Origin of the sequence: Arcobacter caeni (assembly GCF_003063245.1) — a bacterium.
Classification (GTDB): Bacteria; Campylobacterota; Campylobacteria; order Campylobacterales; family Arcobacteraceae; genus Aliarcobacter; species Aliarcobacter caeni.
Genome location: NZ_MUXE01000034.1, coordinates 1 through 1,895, shown reverse-complemented (window position 1 = coordinate 1,895; position 1,895 = coordinate 1). Strand labels below are relative to the sequence as shown.

Annotated in this window: 1 protein-coding gene; it reads right to left on the bottom strand. The window is 33.6% G+C overall.

All coding sequences use genetic code 11. The features are described from left to right. Positions 1-6 precede the first annotated feature (6 nt). Complete coding sequence (locus B0174_RS11965) at positions 7-1,824, bottom strand: biotin/lipoyl-containing protein (protein ID WP_108561325.1); 1,818 nt, start codon at positions 1,822-1,824, stop codon at positions 7-9. Positions 1,825-1,895: the final 71 nt, after the last annotated feature.

Below are 1,895 nucleotides of genomic sequence, written 5' to 3'. Positions count from 1 at the left end.
TTAACACTAACCAATAATGGCTAATGTTTCTCCTTCTTCAACAGAATCAGTAGTATTAACTAAGATTTTAGATACAACTCCTGAAACTGGAGATGTTATATCTATTTCCATTTTCATAGCTTCTAATATCATTATTTGTTGATCAACTTCAACTCTATCACCTTCTTTTACAAGAATCTTCCAAACAGCTCCATTTACAGCAGCTGGTATTGCTGTTCCTGAAACAGAAGCAGCAGGTGTTACTGCAACAGGTGCTGCTGTAACTACTGGAGTTTGAACTGTATTAACAACAGGTGTTACTTGAATATTTGCATTTCCCTCAGCTACTGTTACATTGAACTTTTGTCCATCTACTACTACTGTATAATTTCCACTTGCATTAGCCATTTTATTTTCTCCTAATTTACAATTCTTATCATTAATCTTTCTAACATTTAATGGTGATTCACCTTTTAAAAATGCTATTCCTTTTTCATCACAAGCTGCTGCTATAAAAATATTCTCATCACTTGTTTCAATACCCTCAATTTCTAATCTTTGTTTCCAAACAGAGATTTTTTTCTTTTCATCTCTATCAGCTATATCCAAAGGATTTTCAGTTGTTGGTTCAAGTTTTAATTTTTCACTAGCTAGTCTTACAACTTCAGCATCAGGAGCAACCGGAGTTTTACCAAAGTATCCTAAAACCATTTTCCCATAACCAGGAGCTATTTGTTTCCATGGACCAAACATCACATTTGCGTAAGCTTGTTGCCAATAAAATTGAGAAACAGGAGTTACAGATGTACCATATCCACCTTTTTCAACAACTTCTTGCATTGCTTTAATAACTTGTGGAAATTTATCTAAAGTTCCATTATCTCTCATCATTTGAGTGTTTGCTGTTAATGCACCACCTGGCATTGGAGAAAAAGGAATTAAAGGAGAAACTTGAGTAGCTTCAGGGGGAATAAAGTAGTCTTTTAAACAGTGGTTTAATATTTCTTGGTATTTTAGAATTTTATTTATTTCTAAACCACCCAAATCATAATTTTTACCTTTTACAGCATGAAGCATAGTAAGAATATCAGGTTGGCTAGTTCCACCACTAACAGGCGAAGCAGCTAAATCTATACCATCAGCACCTGCATCTAAAGCAGCTAAATAACATGCAACTGAAACACCAGCTGTTTCATGAGTATGAAGTCTGATATGTGTATCATTACCTACAAGTCTTCTTGCCATTTGAATTGTTTCATATACTTTTTGAGGAGATGAAGTTCCAGAAGCATCTTTAAAACAGATTGAATCATAAGGAAGTCCACTATCAAGAATATTTCTTAAAGTCTTTTCATAAAAAGGAACATCATGTGCACCAAAACAATCAGGTGGTAAATCCATAAGTGTAACAACAACTTCATGTTTTAATCCATATTTTTTAATACATTCAGCAGAATACTCAAGGTTTTGAACATCATTTAAAGCATCAAAGTTTCTAATTGTTGTTGTTCCATGTTTAGCAAACATTTTTGCATGTAAGTCTATTAGTTCTCTTGAACCTGTATCTAACATAACAGTATTTATACCACGAGCTAAAGTTTGAAGGTTTGCATTTGGACCTGCTATTTCTCTAAACTTATCCATCATTTCAAATGCGTTTTCTTGCAAGTAGAAGAATAAAGATTGGAATCTAGCTCCTCCACCAAACTCAAAGTGAGTTATTCCAGCTTCTTTTGCAGCATGTACAGCTGGAAAGAAATCATTCATTAGGACTCTTCCTCCAAAGACAGATTGAAATCCATCTCTAAAAGTTGTATCCATAATATCTATATATTTTTTAGACATATATTTTAACCCTTTAGATTTTTATGATGTTGTACGGCTGCTATTACTGCAGCTATTTTTGCAGCGTCTGT